The organism is Psychrobacter sp. ASPA161_9, assembly GCF_051970275.1.
Taxonomy (GTDB): Bacteria; Pseudomonadota; Gammaproteobacteria; order Pseudomonadales; family Moraxellaceae; genus Psychrobacter.
In genome coordinates, this window is record NZ_JBEFNI010000005.1 from 125561 (window position 1) to 146382 (window position 20822).

Annotated in this window: 16 protein-coding genes; 7 read left to right on the plus strand and 9 right to left on the minus strand. The window is 40.6% G+C overall.

Translation table 11 applies throughout. The annotated features are described in order from the left end of the window. Positions 1-548: 548 nt before the first annotated feature. Entirely contained in the window at positions 549-1208 is a 660-nt protein-coding gene (rnt, locus tag ACTQ9S_RS07610; RefSeq protein WP_440454648.1) for a ribonuclease T, read from the minus strand. A gap of 277 nt (positions 1209-1485) precedes the next feature. Continuing rightward, the gene (gene pyrC, locus ACTQ9S_RS07615) at positions 1486-2565 is read right to left on the minus strand and encodes a dihydroorotase (protein WP_440454598.1); all 1080 of its coding nucleotides are present in this window, start codon (positions 2563-2565) and stop codon (positions 1486-1488) included. Between the two features lie 537 nt (positions 2566-3102). On the opposite strand from pyrC, the gene ACTQ9S_RS07620 reads away from it, so the two are divergent. Continuing rightward, positions 3103-4341, plus strand: coding sequence for an argininosuccinate synthase (locus ACTQ9S_RS07620; protein WP_068328649.1), 1239 nt, complete (start codon positions 3103-3105; stop codon positions 4339-4341). A 142-nt stretch (positions 4342-4483) separates the two neighbouring features. Here the strand turns inward: ACTQ9S_RS07620 and ACTQ9S_RS07625 are convergent, their stop codons facing one another. After that, complete coding sequence (locus tag ACTQ9S_RS07625; RefSeq protein WP_440454599.1) at positions 4484-5728, minus strand: hypothetical protein; 1245 nt, start codon at positions 5726-5728, stop codon at positions 4484-4486. 136 nt (positions 5729-5864) lie between these two features. Between ACTQ9S_RS07625 and ACTQ9S_RS07630 the strand changes: the two genes are divergently transcribed. Continuing rightward, complete coding sequence (locus ACTQ9S_RS07630; RefSeq protein WP_440454600.1) at positions 5865-6380, plus strand: L,D-transpeptidase family protein; 516 nt, start codon at positions 5865-5867, stop codon at positions 6378-6380. Between the two features lie 133 nt (positions 6381-6513). Here the strand turns inward: ACTQ9S_RS07630 and ACTQ9S_RS07635 are convergent, their stop codons facing one another. Both ACTQ9S_RS07635 and ACTQ9S_RS07640 read right to left on the minus strand, forming a co-directional pair. Further along, complete coding sequence (locus ACTQ9S_RS07635; protein ID WP_440454601.1) at positions 6514-8127, minus strand: CYTH and CHAD domain-containing protein; 1614 nt, start codon at positions 8125-8127, stop codon at positions 6514-6516. Between the two features lie 132 nt (positions 8128-8259). Further along, on the minus strand, positions 8260-9846 hold the full coding sequence (locus ACTQ9S_RS07640; protein ID WP_440454602.1) for an isocitrate lyase: 1587 nt from the start codon (positions 9844-9846) through the stop codon (positions 8260-8262). 821 nt (positions 9847-10667) lie between these two features. On the opposite strand from ACTQ9S_RS07640, the gene ACTQ9S_RS07645 reads away from it, so the two are divergent. Beyond that, positions 10668-11657 carry a LysR family transcriptional regulator gene (locus ACTQ9S_RS07645; protein ID WP_068036814.1) on the plus strand — a complete coding sequence of 330 codons (990 nt, stop codon included), beginning with the start codon at positions 10668-10670 and terminating at the stop codon, positions 11655-11657. A gap of 396 nt (positions 11658-12053) precedes the next feature. Beyond that, positions 12054-13433: an NAD-dependent succinate-semialdehyde dehydrogenase gene (locus tag ACTQ9S_RS07650; RefSeq protein ID WP_068036804.1), complete on the plus strand. Its 1380-nt coding sequence runs from the start codon at positions 12054-12056 to the stop codon at positions 13431-13433. A gap of 141 nt (positions 13434-13574) precedes the next feature. Here the strand turns inward: ACTQ9S_RS07650 and purN are convergent, their stop codons facing one another. Both purN and purM read right to left on the minus strand, forming a co-directional pair. After that, positions 13575-14300 carry a phosphoribosylglycinamide formyltransferase gene (gene purN / locus ACTQ9S_RS07655; RefSeq protein ID WP_068036801.1) on the minus strand — a complete coding sequence of 242 codons (726 nt, stop codon included), beginning with the start codon at positions 14298-14300 and terminating at the stop codon, positions 13575-13577. Then, positions 14300-15361 (minus strand): phosphoribosylformylglycinamidine cyclo-ligase, encoded by a 1062-nt coding sequence (gene purM / locus ACTQ9S_RS07660; protein WP_440454603.1) that lies wholly within the window; start codon positions 15359-15361, stop codon positions 14300-14302. Before purM ends, purN begins: the two co-directional genes overlap by 1 nt. 360 nt (positions 15362-15721) lie before the next feature. Here purM and ACTQ9S_RS07665 point away from each other — a divergent pair, with 360 nt between their 5' ends. From ACTQ9S_RS07665 to ACTQ9S_RS07675, 3 genes are all read left to right on the plus strand, one after another. After that, positions 15722-16828: an AI-2E family transporter gene (locus ACTQ9S_RS07665; protein ID WP_068036796.1), complete on the plus strand. Its 1107-nt coding sequence runs from the start codon at positions 15722-15724 to the stop codon at positions 16826-16828. A gap of 374 nt (positions 16829-17202) precedes the next feature. Further along, positions 17203-18006: a DnaA regulatory inactivator Hda gene (gene hda / locus ACTQ9S_RS07670; protein ID WP_068036793.1), complete on the plus strand. Its 804-nt coding sequence runs from the start codon at positions 17203-17205 to the stop codon at positions 18004-18006. 85 nt (positions 18007-18091) lie between these two features. Next, a complete protein-coding gene (locus ACTQ9S_RS07675) occupies positions 18092-18802 on the plus strand; it encodes a DUF2057 family protein (protein WP_440454604.1) in 711 nt (236 codons plus the stop codon). A gap of 114 nt (positions 18803-18916) precedes the next feature. Here the strand turns inward: ACTQ9S_RS07675 and ACTQ9S_RS07680 are convergent, their stop codons facing one another. Then, complete coding sequence (locus ACTQ9S_RS07680) at positions 18917-19402, minus strand: Dps family protein (RefSeq protein WP_068036789.1); 486 nt, start codon at positions 19400-19402, stop codon at positions 18917-18919. Between the two features lie 330 nt (positions 19403-19732). After that, complete coding sequence (locus ACTQ9S_RS07685) at positions 19733-20392, minus strand: YcxB family protein (protein ID WP_068036786.1); 660 nt, start codon at positions 20390-20392, stop codon at positions 19733-19735. Positions 20393-20822: the final 430 nt, after the last annotated feature.

Consider the following 20822-nt stretch of genomic DNA (forward strand, 5'->3'; position numbering starts at 1 on the left):
TCAGCTGCTTTCACCATTTATGCTGAAGTGGTGCACATTCTAATGGCGTCTGCGCTTTGTGTCAAGCCTTTTTCTTCGTCTTTTTAAAATTAAATATCTTTTTTTGATAGCACGGCGTGGATGTAAGTCATTACTCTTTAAATGATGGCGAATCCATAGAGAGGTACAGGTGCTGATAGTCAAAGCGAGTATCATGTAACCAATGATAGTACCCCATAACTTAAATTGTGGATCCATGATAAAGCCCCTCCGTAGTTCCCTAATTAGCATATTACATATACTAGTTGGGATATGAGTAACTTAAGTCATCTATAGGACATCATATTGAGACAGACGGAATCCATAAAAAGAAAGCGAACCATCAGTTTTATTTAGACAGTATAATATACAAACCTCGAGTGACAGTTATCTTGCTTGTCATTTATCATCATCCTAACAGTTACGTCCTTATTGATTATAAAATCAAGATGGCAAAGTTATTCCAAAAATAAAATTATCTGGCTAATCATAATGATGAATAGACATAATCGATATCTGCATGCTACTGGTTATTCATCGTCGTTGTCAGTTAACTCTACCTCTGTTTGCTCAGTATGTAAAGCATTGGGCAACATAGGGTACTGGTTTAGAATATGACAAAATAGTTCGGCTGTCTTTTGAGTATCATAAAGTGCTGAGTGAGCATGACTACCATCAAACTCAAGCCCAGCAGCTTTACAAGCACGTGCTAGTACTGTTTGACCAAAGGCCAACGCTGATAAAGTAACCGTATCAAACACTGAAAATTGATGGAACGGGTTATGGTTTTTGCTATTAGTACGCATTACTGCGGCATTCAAGAATGTTAAGTCAAAATGCGCATTATGACCGACTAGTACACATTGACGACAGTCTTCAGCACGGCGTACTTCTTTTAGTCCTTTAAAGATCCGACGTAGCGCAGTCTTTTCATCTTCTGCAATTGCTTTACGCATAGGGTTGTTAGGGTCTATACCAGTGAATGCCAGTGATCTTGGCTCTAGATTGGCACCTTCGAAAGGTTCAATATGAGCATTGAGTGCTTCTCCTGGGTAAAATACTCCATGCTCGTCTAATAAGATTGGAATACAAGCAATTTCTAGTAGTGCATCGGTCTGCGCATTAAATCCTGCTGTCTCAACATCGACAATGACGGGTACAAACTTACGAAAGCGCTCTTTCATAGTCATTGGAGCTGAATCTTGCTCAGTCTCATTTGTATTGGTACTAGAGCAGACAGCAGTAGTTAACTGCATATCTAGAGTGCTATTAGAAGCAATGCTGGCTTGAGTGTTTAATGAGTCGTCAGTAGACAAGGTAGCTTTGTTTTGGGTGGTCATATTAAGTTAAGTCACTTCTATCGGTAATACGAATACATTGAGATATTGCTAGTGTCCGATGCTATCAAGACAATAGCAATTGAACACTAGCAACATCTCGATAGCATTGAGAGGATTTGTGTACTGTTTATGCTTTGATAGACCAGGGTAGCATCTCACCAGCCATTAATGGTGTAAGCGTTTGCCCATCAAAGTAAGGGTAACCTGTAGGCACTTGCATAGGGTTATTCGTTAGGGTAACGGTAGTTTCGTTAACTGGTAGGCCATAAAACTGTGCACCAAAACGGCTAGTGAAGCCTTCTAATTTATCAATTTTGCCGACACTATCAAATGCGGTCGCATATAAGGGTAGGGCAATTGATGAGCTGTAGCAGCCAGCACAGCCACAAGCGGCTTCTTTTTTGTCTGTTGCATGTGGTGCTGAATCAGTTCCCAAAAAGAATTTTGGACTGCCACTAGTAGCAACATTTAGCAGCACTTCTTGATGTTGTTTACGTTTTAAGATAGGCAAACAGTAAAAGTGGGGCTTGATACCACCCAATAGCATGTGGTTACGGTTGAACATCAAGTGCTGCGGGGTAATAGTAGCCGCAACTTGATTACCTTGTGCTAAGACAAAGTCAGCCGCGTCACTAGTAGTAATATGCTCCATCACAATTTTGAGAGTAGGGAATTTAGCAATAATTTGCCCAAGTACCTCTTCTAAAAAGCGCTTTTCACGATCAAAAATATCGACATGGTCGTGCGTTACTTCACCGTGTAGTAGTAGTGGTAAATTATACTTTTCCATGGCTTCGAACACATCAACGCAGGCATTGATATCAGTCACGCCATCAGCAGAGTTGGTCGTAGCGCCCGCAGGATACAGTTTGACCGCTTGTACGATACCTGATTGGGCAGCTACTTCAATATCTTTTGCGGTAGTTTGATCAGTTAGATATAAAGTCATACGTGGGTCAAAAGCAGCTTTGCGCTCAGCATCCAAATTACTATCGTGCAAATGCTGCATGATACGAGCGCGATAGGCACGCGCATCATCAGTATTTTTAACTGGTGGTACTAGATTTGGCATACAGATGACGCGATTAAAGCTTGCCGCCGCATGCGCTACAGTGGTGGCAAGTGCTTTATCATCACGCAAGTGAATATGCCAATCGTCTGGCTGAAGGATAGTTAACTCTTTAATGGAATCAGTAATTGGGGTCATAGTTTTCTATGTCTTAAGGTATAGTGAAAAAAGATGATAGTAAAAGACGCTAAGGCGCAAGTTTTGTAATAATTGCTATCGTTAAAAAAAGGTATATAAAGGGTATAGATGAAAATAAAACATCAGAGTTGCTGCTATGGGTTGAGATAGGTTCTTTGACCCGTCGTCTCAAATTCAAAAATTATGGTTAAATATTTTGCTTAACATAAGGATATTTATTTTATAACAATGCTTATCCATCATAATGTTTATTTACATCGATATTTGGCTCTTTACTATAATAGCAGATTTGACTGCTTGACTAAATATGCAACCAAATATAACGACGCAGTCTTTGAATACCTTTTTCATGATTATCACTACAATTATCATCAATATCGCTAGCAAATATAAGATGAATTGTTGATAAATTATGACTCGTAAGAGAGTTACACTTTTGCCAATTGTGAATATGATGTACACTGAGTAGGCAATTTATACTTCAATTCATTCTTAGCATCTTTTCCGATAACTAAATTCTTATATTAGGAGTTGTTCATGGCTCAGCTTGATCCAAAAAATATCAATAAAATCGTATTGGCATATTCAGGTGGCCTTGATACCTCAATCATCGCTAAATGGCTTCAAGAAACCTATGATGCCGAAGTGATTACTTTTACTGCTGACATTGGTCAAGGTGAAGAGGTAGAGCCGGCGCGCGCTAAAGCTGAAGCGATGGGCATCAAACATATCCATATCGAAGACTTACGTGAAGAATTTGCCCGCGATTATGTATTTCCTATGTTCCGTGCCAATGCTATTTATGAAGGTGAGTATCTGCTCGGTACTTCTATCGCCCGTCCACTGATTGCCAAACGATTGGTCGAGATTGCCAAAGAACACAATGCTGACGCTATCAGCCATGGTGCGACCGGTAAAGGCAATGACCAAGTACGTTTTGAGCTCGGTGCTGTTGCCTTGTCTCCAGATGTTGTGACCATTGCGCCTTGGCGTGAGTGGGATTTGTCTAGCCGTGAAAGCTTGATGGAATATGCTAAAGAGCATAATATTGCGATCGATTATGCGGGTAATAAGACCAAATCTCCTTACTCAATGGATGCTAACTTACTGCATATCTCTTATGAGGGCGGTATCCTAGAAGATCCATATGCTGAAGCAGAAGACGATATGTGGCGTTGGTCAGTCAGCCCAGAAGAAGCACCTGATGAAGCGCAATATCTAGAATTAGAATACGAAAAAGGTGATATCGTTGCGATTGACGGCGAGACACTCAAGCCATATGAGATTATGATTAAGCTAAATGAAATCGGTGGCAAGCATGGTATCGGACGTTTAGATATCGTAGAAAACCGTTACGTTGGTATGAAGTCACGTGGTTGCTACGAGACACCAGCTGGTACAATTATGTTAAAAGCGCATCGCGGCATTGAGTCATTAACGCTAGATCGTGAAGCGGCGCATCTAAAAGATGAGCTAATGCCACGCTATGCTAAAACTATCTACAATGGTTACTGGTTTAGTCCTGAACGTATGATGTTACAAGCTTTGATTGATAAATCACAAGAGTATGTAAACGGTACGGTACGTGTGAAGTTGTACAAAGGTGCTGTTAGCGTCGTTGGTCGTAAGTCGGATGATTCTTTGTTTGATGAAAAAATCGCGACTTTTGAAGATGATGCTGGCGCGTATGATCAAAAAGATGCGGAAGGTTTCATCCGTCTAAATGGTCTACGTCTAGCTATTGAAGCCAGCCGTGGTCGTGACTTATCAAAATAAGATTTATAGACTATTGATAGTCAAGTAAGCCTTTGGATCACAGAAAAAACAGAGACCTATATCAATAGTATCTCTGTTTTTTATTGCTACTAAATTTTATTAAAAGCCTATTTTATGAACATGCTCTAATAGCTAATCTCTTCTATTCAGTTTTTGCTGCTTTTTTAATATCAGTTTCACCATCATCTACCATCACAATGGCTACATCCTGCTGTTGACGTTCTTCCATGAGGTCTTGCTTTAACACTTCTGCCGTTGCAGGTATGGCACCATTAGATTTCTGCGTTTGGTATTTTAAGGTCGCAAGTGCACTGAGACTACCAATAACCAAAATAATAATCAGGATAATGGGGTTTTTCCAAATAGGGACTGGTGCATCGTATTCAATTGGTATCTCGCTAGTAGTTGCTGGCGCACTTTCACTGTTACCGCCGATTAGCCCTAAACTTACCAAAGGTGGTTTTGGTGGGTTTTCAGGTTCAGAGGTAATGCGCAAACGATCGCGCTGCAAGTAGATCTCTGAAATTTTGGCCAGCTGTAATAACCAGCGTTGATGCGGCAACGTGATGGCCGTCATTTCTGCAAATATCAACAAGTCATTATGCCCGCCTTGCTGCAAATTATCAGATGAACGGCCGATGGCTTTTAGATAGTGACCAGTTGCCAGCTGCATATCTTGTACCGGTTTATAATTATCGGGTTTGAATGCGGTCAGCTCATACCAATAAGGGTCGAAAGGTGGGGGCACGCTTGATAGTTGTCTGTTTTCAAAGACATTAAGCTCTTTACTATCAAATTCTAACTCTGTCGATTTTGTCGATATGGTATATTCTTTATTATCTGCAGGAGTTATCTTCGGCTCAATAGCTGCAAAGCGTTCAAGTGATAAAAACTGTGGTTGCAAAGCAAACCATTTGTCAATCTCATCATTATCAAGCTGGCTATAGTCCGCTAAGATTGCAAGCTCTCGTAAAACGATAACACACAGACAAGTGAGCAAGGTTTGGACCTGAGAGGTAGTAGCGTCAATCTTATTTGCTATGTATTCGCTAGCCTTGATCACATCAGTGCTGTCTTTAAATATTGCATTGGCGACATCATGACGATGATATGACGTTGCCTTGATGGTTGTAAAGTTCATAGAATTGTATCGACGTAGCTCTTTTACTGCACTACGATTAAATAGCTTTTTGCTAACAGACAGACCTTGATAACGCTGTTGATAAGCGAGTAGAGCACTTACAATCGCTTGTAAACCAAAGCCAACTGCAAGGCGTGTCTGTGGTAATGATAGCTGAGCGACATCAGCTAATAACGACACCATTGGCTGAGTATCTTGGTATAAAAAGTCATACATCGACACACGTGTCGGTGAAATAGTCGTCATAATCTGCTAGCATCAAAAAGTGTGCCCCTATATTACGGTGCCAAATGTCTTGATACAATCCCTTAATAATAGAAATTTATAATCATTTTACTGATAATGCTATTAATCATGTTATGAATGACAGCTGGAAGCTTTTATGATAAATAACAACCGCACCGATACGCAGCTAGTAATCAATATTGCTAAGCAAACTCTAACAGCATATCAGCAGCAAACTGAACTTGCTCAATATACAGTATCCACTGCTAAGAACGGCATTGGTAGCCAGCAAGATAGTGGCTGTACACCGCTCGGCAAACATATCATTGCCAAGAAGATAGGTGAGGATGAGCCCATGAATGCTGTGTTTGTTGGACGAGTATCTACGGGCGAGGTATATAGTGCTGAGCTTGGCGCGCTACATCCTGAACGTGATTGGATATTAAGCCGTATTTTATGGCTAAGTGGTCTTGAGGAAGGTGTTAATAAAGGCGGGAACAGTCAAGGCGGCTGTGATACGTATCAGCGTTATATCTATATTCATGGCACACCAGACACTGAACCTATGGGCGCACCATACTCCCATGGCTGCGTACGTATGCGTAATGAGGATATCTTTGAGCTGTTTGAGCAAGTAGAAGAAGGCACAGCCGTCACTATAGTAGCGAGCTAGATACTGGTTTGGTCAATAAAGTTTATAAATAACTGGCGATGTTACCTTTATCAATTTAAGGTTAAAAAAGACAGCTCTTATAAATGGAGCTGTCTCTTTTATTCTGCATTGTTATTATTTTGTATGAACACCTTTACCAAAATATCGAACTGTCTTTCACTTTAGCCAAGTGTTTTTCAGTGCGTTTAAGGTCTTCTTTTAGCGTTGCAGCAAACCAGCCTGCACCATACAGCGCATTATAGTTTTCTTCTGACTTTTGCTGATAACGTTGTTGATATTGAAGATGTTCACAATATCGACCCAATGCTTTTTGCACTTTTATCAAACGTTTTAACCAGCGTTTGGCTTTCTTTTTACCATCTTTCTTATTCAATAATGGCACGGCAAACTGATTGATATAGCGTAAATCTGTTAATTGGCGGTACAATTTATGCAGCGCTTGGTCTTTATCACTGCTTTCTAAATTAACATTATGTGAATCAACGCTTTCCAAATCCTTACTATCAGAGCCATCATCGCTGGCATCATTTTTACTTTCTAGGCTTTGCTCGGCTTTCACAAACTTTGTATGCTGTTTAGATAGTATTTTTGCCAGTTTATCATTGGCGCACTTATCAGCTTGCGGTTCAAGGTGTGGATCACTCATAACAAAGGCAATCAGCTCCAGTAGAGTTAATTGAAAATCATTGGCTGCTACCGCATCGATAGGCTTAATTTTTAGTGCTTCGAGGTCTGCAGTCCAATCGACTACAGGGGCACTAAATTCTTGCAGTTTAGGTTCGATATATGAAGCAAGATAGGCGAGTTCACGATAGCTACCAAGTAAGGTCGCTGTTTGTTTTAATATCGGCAGCCAGTCAGGGTTAAGCTCATCAGAAAAGCCAGCAAATGCTTGTAATGCAGCACGCAGGCGGTTAATACCAATGGATAGTTGTAAGACATGCTCATCATCTTTGCTGCCAGCCACGACAGCACTACTATTCGGTAATATCTGCAACAGACAATTATGCACTGCTGCGCGTACAAAGGCAGGCATGCTGCTGTCTTTGTTAATATTCAGCTGGCTCAGGTCAGCTTTAACCGCTGGACTATGATTTTGCCCAGTGATTAGTAGACCACCGCGCTCAGCTTTGGTGACGGTAGACAAGCAGAGCTTATAACGCTTACACCACGTTTTAGCAGTCGTAAATAAAAAGTCTAAATCTCCTGAGACCAGCTCAAACTCAATCTCTTGAATAGGATCGCGCTGGGTATCATCATTGCCATGAATCACTTCTCCATGATCGTACGCCATCTCAATACTATTGCTATTCTCATCTTTACTATCTTCTATTAACAAGCGGGTAGTGCGCTGTACATCAGTAACATATTGGCGTGTTAGTTTTTGTGCCAGTTTTTTGAGCTTGAAATCGGCCAAAGCAGAGGCAATTGAGGTGTTCTTATAAATCGTCAAATCAGGCATTAGCTTATTATTATCCAGCATGGCCTGTACTTGTGCATTATCTAATGTAGCATTATGCTCTAAACGTGCCGCAATACCATCGCCACCAGCTTTGATAGTCTGTACCCAGGTGTCGCCTTCTTTACGAATACGTAAGCCAATACCAGCCTGTGCAAGCTGTTGATCAGGTGTATCGTAATAATGCGCTGCCAGTTGCGTAATCTGTGAGGACTTGACTTGGGCTTGACGCATCAGGCTCTTTAGCCGCGACTCTGGTACTAAAAACTTTAGCTCTATTTCCTGCATGATGGCTCCTAATAATTCTGACTAATAACTATTAGTCTACCATTCTACAATTATTTAAGTTGCAATAAAAAAGCTGCCCTACATGATGTAGGGCAGCTTTTCTTGTAATCTGTACTTAGAGATGGTCGGTAATTAGAACTGGTTCATTGTGTTCTTGCCGCCGCCAGCTTTTAGAGCGTTGTCACCAGAGAAGATCTCTTTGTGATCATCGCCAAGGTCAGAACCCGCCATTGCTTGGTGCTTAACACAAGCGATGCCTTCACGAATTTCTTTACGTTGTACGCCAGCTGCATAAGCAAGCATACCGTCTTCACCGAAGTAGCCTTTAGCAAGTTCATGAACGCTAAGTGCTGTCGTGTGGTAAGTAGGTAGCGTGATTAAGTGATGGAATACACCAGCTTCACGTGATGCATCACGTTGGAAGTTCTTAGCGGCAACGTCAGCTGCTGCATCAAGCTCAGTACCGTCATAATCAACACTCATCAAGTCATCTTTATTGTATGCAGAGATGTCTTTGCCTTCTTCTTCCCATTGAGCGATAACTTGCTTACGGAAATTAAGCGTCCAGTTGAATGATGGGCTGTTGTTATAAACTAGCTTAGCTTTAGGCTGTTGCTCTTTAATACGATCAACCATCATTTTAATGTGTTCTACGTCTGGAGTCGGTGTTTCGATCCATAGTAGGTCAGCGCCGTTTTCTAGAGCGGTTACACAGTCAAGGACAACGCGGTCGATGTTAGTATCTTCACGGAACTGATATAGACCGTTTGGCAAGCGAACTGGACGTACAAGTTTGCCGTTGTGCTTAAGCAAGCTATCGTTCTCTTTCGCGTTCTCTAGCGTCACTTCTTCCATTTCGATGAAGTCGATGTACTGAGAAGCAAGATCGCCTGGCTCATTTGATACTGGGATTTTTTGCGTTAGTGATGCGCCTTCAGAGTCAGTACGAGCAACGATGATACCGTCTTCAACACCAAGCTCTAAGAATGCATAACGAATCGCATTGATTTTTGCGATATAATCTTCATGCGGTACAGTTACTTTACCAGCTTGGTGACCACATTGCTTAGCGTCAGATACTTGGTTCTCAACTTGGATAGCACAAGCACCAGCTTCGATCATTTGCTTAGTTAATAGGTAAGTCGCTTCTTCGTTACCGAAACCAGCATCGATATCAGCAATGATTGGCACAACATGTGAATCAAAGTTTTCGATTTTTTCTTGGATGGCTGTGGTATCTTGACCCGCTTCTTCAGCAGCGTTTAGCTCACGGAAGTAGTCGTTTAGCACTTTAGCATCAGCTTGACGTAAGAACGTGTAGATTTCTGCGATTAGCTTAGGTACTGATGTTTTTTCGTGCATCGATTGGTCAGGTAGAGGACCGAACTCAGAACGTAAGGCTGCTACCATCCAACCTGATAGGTAGATGTAAGTTTTAGCAGTAGTACCAAAGTATTTTTTCTTAGCATACATAGTTTGTTGGGCAACAAAACCATGCCATGCACCTAGAGACTGCGTGTACTGAGATGTGTCGTTGTCATAATCTTCCATGTCTTGACGCATGATTTTTGCAGTGTACTTTGCAATGTCTAAACCAGTTTTGAAGCGGTTTTGTGCCATCATACGTGCAGCATCAGTTTCGCTGATATTCTGCCAGTTACCGTGTTTTTGCTTTAATTCACGTACTAAATCGATTGCTGATTTATAAGTAGTTGACATCTACAGTCTCCTTGGTGGGGTATTAAAAGTTTGACGAACAAATTCTAACGAGCACAGAATCAAGTGGTAAAATGATCGTAACTAAATTTGATTTGCGAGGAATTTACAGGGATTACGATTGTACTAACTTGCGTTGAAACTTAATTGCTATTGGTACTACTAAGGGCAAATTGAAGTCCGCCTCACAAACGGCGAATGACAATTTACTATAAATCTTATCTCTATTACCCTAAACAAACCTGCTGTAAAATACAAGAGGTTTACTTGACTCTACTAGAAAAAGTAGTTAGTAGTCAAAGCATATTAGGTTTGTATTGACATTCATATCTCGATACATTGCAGCAGAAATCTCACCACCTACCAAATCTCTGCTTACTAATAAGAAATGTTACAATAACTAACTGCGTATTTAGACATAAATAGTCAAAGCATTATATGATGATGCTAGCACTTAATCGTTGAGCTACGTAACAACCCATCGTACAAATACGTTGTTTAGTTATATAAATAAAATAACGATTTGAGATAAGAATTATTGTCTGTGCTGTCAATTATTTGTATAACTCACTATAGCGGGGTTACCAAGATTTACCTAATTTATGATAGTTATCTTTGGTATTTCTATAATATATAGAGTAACAAAAACAATGGTTTGAGTTTAGAAGAATTACGTTATAATAGCTAATATTGAGCAAAGTTAATGCAAAAAATACTCTTAATTTCCTACTAATGGCTGTATAACACCCATAATTATCTATAAAAACAACGCAAAAATTGCTAAGTATTAAATAGCATTTATTCTAAGTAAAAGAGAAATACATATGAATTTGCAGCGGGTCGATTTAAATTTATTGGTGCATTTAGATGTATTGTTAAGAGAAAAAAACGTCACACGTGCTGCTGAGCAGTTAGGCATCACCCAGCCTGCAATGAGTAATATATTGCGACGTTTGCGTAAGCTATTCAACGACCCGTTATTGGTGCGTTCATCTGAAGGTATGACGCCGACCGAACGAGCTTTAGAGCTGCAACCACGTATTCGTGAGATACTCGCTGATCTGACTCAAGTACTTGAGCCGCGTACTGAGTTTCGACCGTATAGCACGTCACGTGTCTTTCGTATTATGACCTCAGACTATGCTGAGGCAACGTTAGTACCAAAACTGGTAAAAGCTTTACGCTCTGAAGCACCGAATGTGATTTTGGACTTTTTGACACCTTCAGACGTGTCTTATCGTGATATGGAGCAAGGGAGAGTTGATTTGGCGATTAACCGCTTCAACGAGATTCCGCAAAGCTTCCACCAAGTATTAGTTTGGCGCGACACTTTTAGCTGCTTACTCTCATCTGAAAGCCCTTATGCTAACCGTTTTAATCTAAAAAACTATCTAAAAGCGCAGCATGTCTGGGTATCCAAGACAGGTATGGGCGTGGGGTTCGGAGTCAATCCAGAAAAGTCTGGCGGACTTGGCTCTATCGATCAAGCACTACAGCGTCTAGGACAAAAAAGGCAGATTAGTGTCTTTACTCGTCATTATCAGATGCCGGCCATGCTCGCGGCAAACAAAGATTTGATTGCGACATTGCCGACCCGAGTTGCACGCATGCAGGCCAATAACGACAGTATTATGATGAAAGAGCCACCATTCTTTATTCCTGAATTTGAGCTGACGATGGCATGGTCACCGTTATTACAGCATCATCCAGCGCATCGCTGGTTACGACAACTTATCATGCATGTTGCACGGCAGGTGGTTGCTGATGAAGAGAATCAGGAGCAAGAAATACCCACCATTAATCATCTGTTTTAAGGTAGCTTTTATTTAGGCACTTCCCATTTCAGCATCAGGGCTGTTCTAAATCATTGCAACTTCTATTAAAGTTTAATGTTAAATAAAACCAGCCTTTGTGCTGGTTTTTTATTTGTCTGAACTTAGGGTTGGTTAAGTAGTTCTTAATAAGACAGTCACATTCTTAACATACCAAGCACATTTCTTTATATCTTGTAAAACTGTAAGCGAATAGTTTTGTTATGATAATTCGAACTTAGAAAAGTTGAACGTTAAGCAAGAATATCTTTAAAACGAACATCTTTAGAATAATAACTGTTTAGAGCTAGATGATAAGACTAAGAAATATGTGTTTTGTAATTAGTATCATCTAAGCAATTTATCAATCAACTAAATAAATGGATAAGGTCAATAATCATGGCAGATATTACTACTGTAAACCCAGCAACAGGCGAAGACATTAAAGAATATAACTATATGAGTAATGATGAGGTTAACAACATTGTTGAAGCCTCGCATCAAGCATTTCTAGAATGGCGTAAAACTAGCCATGAAGAGCGTGCGAAGGTTATTAATTCTATTGGCGAGACCTTGATGAAGTACAAAGAGGAGCTATCTCGTCTTATGACTGAAGAGCGCGGTAAACTTTATAGTCAGAGTCTACAAGAAATTGATCTATGTAAAGCGATTTGTGATTACACCGCAGAGAAGGGTGTGGCCGCGCTTGCTGATGATGAACGTGACATCGAAGGTCTCAAAAAAGGTATTGTCACTTATCAGCCCATTGGCGTTATCTATGGTATGCAGCCTTGGAATTTCCCAGCTTATCAAGTGTTCCGTTATACCATAGCCAATTTGATGGCAGGTAATAGCGTTCTGCTTAAGCACGCAGCAAACGTGACTGGTTCTGGCTTATTAATTGAAAAAATATTCCATGAGTCTGACTTACCGAACGATTTGTTCCGTACTATTCTAATCGATCATGATCAGTCAGAAAAGTTAATTGGTAATGATAAAGTACGTGGCGTGACGCTCACTGGTAGTGATGGTGCAGGTAGCATCGTCGGTCAGCAAGCAGCAAAAGCAATCAAAAAAGCGGTCCTAGAGTTGGGCTCGAATGACGCATTTATCGTTTTAGAGGATGCTGACCTAGAGCTTGCAGTACAAACTTGTACTCTAGCGCGTCTGATAAATAATGGCGAAACTTGTGTTGCTGCAAAGCGCTTTATCGTTGTCGACAGTTTATATGATGAGTTCCGTAAGCGTATCGTTGAAGAGTTCGAAAGCAAAAAAGCAGGCGATCCAATGGACGACAGCTCGGATCTTGGTCCATTAGCCCGCAAAGATCTGCAAGAAAAATTGCATGAGCAAGTGGAAGAGAGCGTAAGCAAAGGCGCTACTATATCTGTTGGTGGTAAATTACCAGAAGGTAAAGGTAGCTTCTATCCAGCGACTATTTTGGAAAATGTTGAAAAAGGTCAACCAGCTTATGATGATGAGCTATTTGGTCCAGTAGCATCGTTGATACGTGCTAAAGATCAAGACGATGCATTACGTATTGCTAACGACAGCCGTTATGGCTTAGGTGGCGCTATCTTCTCTAAAGATGAAGACAAAGCTATACGTCTAGCCAATGAACAGTTTGATACGGGTATGGTCTATATCAATGGTTATGGCCTCGCAAATCCAGCATTACCTTTTGGTGGTGTGAAAAACTCTGGTCATGGTCGCGAGCATGGTGGTTTCGGTATTAAAGAATTCGTAAACATCAAAGGTGTCCACGTTCATAACAGTTAAGAACACGTACAGATTTTGAAGTTACGACACTTTAAACATTAGATACCGAAAAGCCCAGTCATTCATAAATTGAGTGACTGGGCTTTTTTATGAGCGATAGTTTTAAATGATTAATATTTTTCTTTGCTTCTTGCCATTGCATTAACTGTTTAAATACAGCTTTAAAGGTAAGGTGGGTAACATAGAAAAAGTTTCTTTGCCCTGACTATTCAGGTTGATTACACCTTTAGCTAATAACAAAATTGTCCAAGGCAATAGCTGATGCTCAAGCTTTTGCACTCGCGTTTGTAGACAATCCGCCGTATCTTTTTGATTGATTTCTAATAAAGCTTGGGTCAAAACAGCGCCCGCATCGAGCTCAGCAGTGACGACATGAATACTACAGCCATGATGACGCTCACCTGCTTGTATGGCACGCTGATGAGTATCTAGCCCTTTATAAACAGGTAATAGAGAAGGGTGTAGGTTAATCATCGGTGCTGGTGCGTTATCGATAAAATCTGCACTCAATACCCGCATAAAACCAGCTAATACAATCAAATCTGCTTGCCATTCTACCAGTTGAGCATTAGCATGACTCTCAAAAGTTTTGATTCCCATGCGTTTGCCATTAGCAACGTGCGACAATACTTCTACTGGAATAGCGGCATCTTGCGCACGTGTGATGGCATAAGCATCCTCACGATTACTAATGACACCGACTATCTCAATCGGTAGTGCACCTGCTTGCATAGCATCTATTAATACTTGTAGATTGCTACCACTGCCTGATACCAATACCGCAATGCGTAAAGGTTTAGCCGATACTTTTGCGATACTTTTAGAAGTGCTTTGTAGATTATCATCTGATATTGGCGATACTGACATTAACGGTACACCACTGCATCCGCCTGGTCATCAGCGCTGCGCTTGATCATTTCGCCCAGCTGCCACGCTTTTTCGCCAGCATCATTTAGCGTTTTAATCGCCGCTTCAGCTTTATCTTTAGGAACAACGATGACAAACCCAATGCCACAGTTAAAGGTGCGATACATTTCACTTTGCTCGATATTGCCTTGGGTTTGTAACCAAGTGAATAGCTCTGAGAACTGCCAGCTATTGGTATCGATGCTAGCAGCTAAATTATCCGGTAATACGCGTGGCAAGTTATCGGTTAAGCCGCCACCAGTAATGTGTGACATCGCATGCAGAGCTGAACTACCAAGGGTATCCTGCAGAGCTTTAATCGCTTTTACATAAATACGAGTAGGTGCCATTAGCGCATCTTGAATAGGTTGGCCATCTAGCTGCTCATTGCTGCTAGTAACATCAGTACCGCTGACTTCAATGACTTTACGTACTAACGAATAGCCGTTAGAATGCGCGCCACTTGAAGCAAGAGCGATTAGAACATCGCCTTCTGCGACATTTTCACCAGTGATGACCTCGCTTTCTTCAACCACGCCCACACAGAATCCAGCTAGGTCATAATCATCATCTTGATACATGCCTGGCATCTCAGCCGTTTCACCACCGATAAGGGCACAATTGGCAAGTTTACAACCATCACCAATACCAGTCACGACAGTCGCCGCCACATCGACATCAAGCTTACCAGTCGCATAATAATCTAAAAAGAACAACGGCTCTGCACCGCAAACCAATAGATCATTAACGCACATTGCCACCAAATCAATGCCAATAGTGTCGTGACGATTTAGTTGTAGTGCCAACTTAAGCTTAGTACCAACGCCGTCAGTACCAGATACGAGTAGAGGAGAGGTGTAACCTGTCGGAATACGACATAGGGCGCCAAAACCGCCAAGTCCACCCACAACTTCAGGGCGATTAGTGGCTTTTGCTACGGACTTGATTCGTTGAACCAGTGCATCGCCTGCATCAATATCAACGCCGGCATCTTTGTAGCTTAAAGAAGGCTTGTCACTCATAGTCATCTCACAGTTGGGGATAGATAATTGGAATTAATAGTTGAAGTTATTCATTACAATGAATAATTGAAGTTAGTATTATAAAATTTGAATGTGGTGCGCGCATTATACCCAAAAATAGGCCACACTCGCAAAGCAACTTGCCAATATTTGACCAAGATTTGCTATAAGCGGCAAATAAAAAACCAAGACACAAAAAATGACTGATTTTTTACTGTACTCTGCGATAATAAAGCGCCAAAGCAATTGTAAAATTACCGTACTAATGATTACTATTATAGGAAAGTCATTTAATAACTTATATGACCAGCTCTAGTAACGTCATCATCTCAAATCAGCTTAATCGTAGGATTGCCCTTAATGATAAATCAACCAATAGATCCTTTTTTTCGGCGCTTATTTATTGTCGTTGCTATTGTTGTAACCCTATTTTTATTGTATTTGATGATGCCGGTCATTATACCGTTCGTTATTGCATTCATACTGGCTTATTTACTTAATCCACTGGTCAAACGCTTATCAAGGTATGTTAGACGCTGGATAGCCATTATTGTCGTCTATTCAGCACTGACCTTCAGTATGGTGTTGCTACTCTGGTGGATTGTGCCAACGTTGTGGCATCAGCTGCAAGCCGCTTGGGAATATTTGCCCAAAATTCTGAGCTGGTATGATGAAGTGGTACGTGAATGGTTTACTAATAATAGCCCTGTTCGTCTGCCAGAGTTAGAGGCGAAGGGTTTGTCCGAGACCTTAGTAGATTATATGCAGACGCATTATAGATTCTCAGACGCCAGTACATGGATGAGCCAAATACTTGCCTCAAGTATGAACTTTATTAATAATGCCGGACTGATTGTGCTAGTACCCATTCTGACGTTTTATTTCTTATTTAATTGGGACAAACGTCTGCTTAGCTGGAAAGTGGCTATTCCTACTGCTTACTGCAAAACAGTCATTGGCATCGCCCAAGAGTGTGACCGTGCATTGATGGCTTTCATTAAAGGTCAATTACTGGTCATGGTGCTGTTAGGGATTATTTATGCTGTGCAATTACAACTGATTGGGCTTGAGCTTGGACTAATTATTGGTATGGTTGCAGGTGTTGCGAGTTTTGTACCGTATTTAGGTTTTGGACTTGGTTTCATAGCCGCCGTTATTGCTTGTCTGTTCCAATTTGGTCTAAATTGGACTTATCTGTCTCTAATCGTTGGTGCGTTTTTAGTAGGACAAGCGGCCGAAGGATACGTGTTACAGCCACTCCTGTTGGGTGATAAAATCGGGCTTTCACCGTTATGGGTTATTTTTTCTGTATTGGCAGGCGCAAGCTTACTAGGTTTCGTCGGTATGTTGATTGCCTTGCCTGTATCCGCTGTACTTAACGTACTATTTCGACATCTCTATAATTATTATCGCTCTACCGACTTTTATAAGGGTCGTAAACAACTAAATTTATTTGAAGAAAGATAAGTAAGTTAAGATTGAAGGCGATAGATCAGACAAGCAGCAGTTGTTAAATGTTAGATTGACGAATAGCAGTTAATCAGGCTTAGTAAGTAAAAGACTTGTCAGTCATTTTGTAAATATGTTATATATAGGCGCAGTATTAACTATAGCAGTTGCTCGTTTCGGTTAATTTTGACAAAGGTCTTTTTTAATAAAGCATTTAGTTAATTTATTACTGAACGAGAGAACTGTTGGATAACAAAAAAATGTAAGTTAAGAAAACTACATGCCAATACCAAAAAATTTATGTCACGCAGTATTTAAGCCAGTTTAAAGAAGATTGTTCAACAAATTAATTTTTTCTTTACATTGCGCTATGCAAAACGAGTTGATGATTCATGGCAGAAGCACAGCTAAGTCTCAATCTGGACATTAAGCACGATGCGAGTCTCAGCGACTTTGCTGGTCCAGGTTGGATGTCGATTATTGATGCAGTGCGGCAGCTACATGTCGGCCTGATAGGCCAGCTGTACCTATTCGGTAGCCCTGCTACTGGTAAGTCTCATTTGCTATCGGCTATTTGTGAGTCATTCATTGAGATGGATAAGTCAGCAATTTGTTTATCACTTAATGAGTTGATTCATACCGATGTCCACGTACTGTCATCCTTAGAGAACTTTGATCTTATCGCCATTGATGATTTAGAAGTGTTGGAACATAGCGCTCAATGGCAAGAAGCCTTGTTTCATTTGATAAACCGCAGCCGTGAAGGGCAGCGCCAGTTACTATTTGCTGCCAATAGACCAGCCAGTGAATTGCCGTTTCAGCTGACTGATCTGCTGACTCGTTTAGCACAAGCACCCACGTTCAAAGTACCCAATGGTCATGACCTAGCAGACCGTAAAGCATTATTACAGTCTATTTTACGTCGGCGTGGTTGGCAATTTGATGAGCGTATTATTGAGCATCTGCTGACCGAAGGACCGCATCGTATCGGGGCAATGATGGAGGTGCTCAACTATATTCAGCCGATGTTTTCTAATCTTGGACGTAGTAATATATCTAAAGCAGTGATAAGCGATGCATTGCGTACTATTGACGAACAAACGCTTGCGGCAGAGCTTGCTGATATCGCTCAAGAAACCCAAAAAGATGATGAAGCAGCAAGTAATGACAACCATACAATACCACTGGATTTTTAGCTGCTGACACTTAGTGAAGATAAATAGCTCAATGCTCTAACCTTTAATTTTTTTACCAAATTTTTTATCATGGATAGGATATCTTATGAAAATCTCTGCCTCTTTGCTTAAAAAACTGACAATTAGCACGCTCTTAATTGGCGCAGGTTCAGTGTCTATGCTTTCACATGCAGCCGTTACTTTGCTCGTCGATGACCATATTAAAGTAACCGCTATTAATGGGCAGGAAGTCAAACAAAGTGCCTTTCAGCCTTTAACTAAAACGTTTACTTTGCAGCCTGGTCAACATGCCATTACTGCTAAATATGACCGTCTATATGATTTGCCTCGTGATGAGCATGACTATTTGCGTTCAGGCAATGTGAGCGTAACGGCGGAACTGGCAGAAAATCAAACCTATCGTTTGACTATGCCTAATCAACCAGAAGAGTATAAAGCTGCCAAAGAATATGCTGAACGTCCAACGCTAGCAGTACAACAGGACAATAGGGTTATCGCCAGTCAGCAAAGCATCGGTGGAAATCAAGGTGGCTTGCTATCAGGTATAGGTAAAGCTCTAGGCGGTGTGTTTGGTGGTAGCAGTGATGCCGAACTACAGAACCAGCGCGCTATTGCTGCATTAGAGCAGCCGACTTCAACTACTGGGCAGCAAACTGCAATAACCCAGCCTAAGGTAAACACTGGTACGGTAAACTCTAGCACTCAGTCTGCAAATACCCTTGATAGTTTTATGCAAATTTGGCTTAATGCAACGCCTGCTGAACGTGAGAAAATGCGCCAATGGATTCAACAGTAACCATCTGTTTTTATAGTATTAGTTAACGATATCTGAGTAATAAAAAAGCACCTAATAATAGGTGCTTTTTTTATTTACGATTAGATGTAATGACTAGCAGAGTCTAGTTAATCATTAACCTAAGAATGCGTTATACATCCAAACTAGTTTTTCTTGCTCTTGTACATAAGCATCAACTAGGTCGGCTGAACCTTGGTCATCGCTTTCTGCTGCTAGTGCTGAAACTTGACGCTGCTCTTCGATAAGCGTTTGCAGACCAGTCACCACACCTTTTACACAGGTGTTACCGTCTTTAACGTTCTTGTCTTCTTTGATGCTAGTGTGCTGTGAAAAATCGCTATAAGCATGTAATGGTGTACCACCTAAGGTTAGAATACGTTCAGCGATCTCATCAATCTGTAATTGTAGAGCAGTGTATAACTCCTCAAACTTAGGATGTAATGAGAAGAAATGCTCGCCTTTAACATTCCAGTGGTAACCACGGACGTTAATATAGAAAGTATGATAGCTAGATAATAGACCATTTAATTTATCAATTACTTGACTCATTTCAGCTTTTTCTAGACCAATCTGGTTAGTACTATTATCAGTATTACTCATAATATTATCCTTATAATGTGAGTGTTGATTTTATAAAATAAGAGTATAGCAAGTCGCGTTACTTATGATTACCTTCTTTATCGTACCAAAGTCTGAACATATAACGACGATATTACGAAAGAGACTGGATTCTGAAAAAGACTGGTAGCACTAATAACTACGATGCTTTAACTTTTGATGCCTATTATAATAGCAAACCATAATGGATTAGTTAAATTTAATAAATATAATGCTATGATTGGTTTTGTAAAACTCTAAAGAAAATCTCTTTACTATTAAGCAAGTCTCTTTATCATTTAAAGTAAAACAGATAAAGAGACCTAAATACTATCATGAAGGTGGTTGAATGCTCTCAGGGTTTAAACCTTTTACAGGAACTACTTCTTTCAGGTGCTGACGTACCGTATCAATCGGGAATTTTTGCGCTTGCAAACGTTTAGGTACAATTTGACTGCCTTGCTGACCTTTCATTTCAAACATCATAAAGATATAGTCATCAGTCTCATCCCAGCTTTTGACCGCAGTCCATGGAATAACCGCTTGTTGAGTAGTACCAGCCCGCATTTGCATGCCACGCATCTTATTATTGTTCATCAAATCAGGCTGATTGGTTGGCATTGCCATGACTAAACCATGTTTTTGCACACCCAACTTCATCTGACGCATCTCGTCTGGCATCTCTTGATCAGCAACTTGTTTTTCAAATTCTCTTTTGACATACCATTTAAAGCCAAGGGTACGAACCAGTAAATAAATCACTACCGCAACCAGCATTAGCCAAAAAATAATCGTCGAGTAACCTGTTACGAAGACTAACCCTACAATTGCTAGTATTACGACCACTGCCATAATAATCCATTCTTTCATTTTGATGCTTTTTAAACCGAAAGAGGGGCTAGCGCTGGCGAATAGCTCATACTGTGCTTGATGGAATTCAGCCTCGGTTAAATTTAAGGCGACAGGTTGTAGCGTGTAGGGGTACAGGGCCATAAAGGTTTCTCAAATACTTATATTAAAAGTGTTGGGTTTAAAAACGCCAAACGTAAGCAGCTACGCCGTAGTTGGCTGGAAGTGTAATAAATGTATGCGCTTATCTTACCGAAAAGTGCTCTTAAATGAAACATATAAGGATATCTGTGCCCTTATAGATGCCATATTAATGACATTAATAGAGATATACGACGCTTATTAGAGTTAATATCAGTTATGAAAGCTAATATCGGTTCCAAAAAATGCGACTAGCTGTGCCAAACTTGCTTAATCCGTTACATGTAGTATTTGCCCTCGTTATCTTTGCCACTCAAAATTTTGGAATTAGTATAACTTTAGGGTTAAAAATTCAAAAAGGCATATATTAATTCAAAAAGACATACATTATTGAGCGCTGAAGGATATCGTTAAGCTAAAAGTAGTTGCTATA